We start from the raw sequence: 536 nt of genomic DNA, 5'->3' as shown, positions 1-536 counted from the left end.
TTAAGTTTTGAAAACGTATGACCTTCATCTTCTATACGAATAAACGTAATAGGATGATCTCGTTTCTTAAGTTTATTCACAATCTGCTCTGATTCTTCAATCGGGACACGCGGGTCATTAACTCCATGGATCACCATAAGGGGAGAGGTGATATGGTCTGTAAGATTCAATGGATCGATTTGATCAAAAAATTCCCCATCTTCTTCAACCGTTCCATACTCAGTTTCTCTAAACCTCTTCCGCCAAGGACTTGTAGTTTTTAGGAAGGTTCTCAGGCTTGAGATTCCTACGATATCAACCGCAGCCGCCCACAAATCAGGATAGTGACTAATGGCAGAAAGAACCATAAATCCACCATAGCTGCCTCCCATAACCGCTATCTTTCCAGTATCAACATGGATATCTCCTTTAAGCCATTCCACTAAAGAAATTAGATCTTTCAGAGCATCCATCCGTTTACGAACATCATCTAAATGGGTATACGTCTTCCCGTAACCTGTACTGCCGCGAATATTTGGAGCAACCACTGCATAACC

Annotated in this window: 1 protein-coding gene; it reads right to left on the bottom strand. The window is 41.6% G+C overall.

The genetic code is table 11. From position 1 onward, the window contains the following. A partial coding sequence (locus tag V7149_RS15540) for an alpha/beta hydrolase family protein (RefSeq protein WP_335346519.1) occupies window positions 1-536 on the bottom strand: 536 nt, incomplete at both ends.

The organism is Bacillus sp. JJ1503, assembly GCF_036965125.1.
In the GTDB taxonomy this organism is placed as follows: Bacteria; Bacillota; Bacilli; order Bacillales; family Cytobacillaceae; genus Cytobacillus.
Note: the sequence above shows the minus strand (reverse complement) of the source record. Positions and strands in the feature narration are given on the sequence as shown.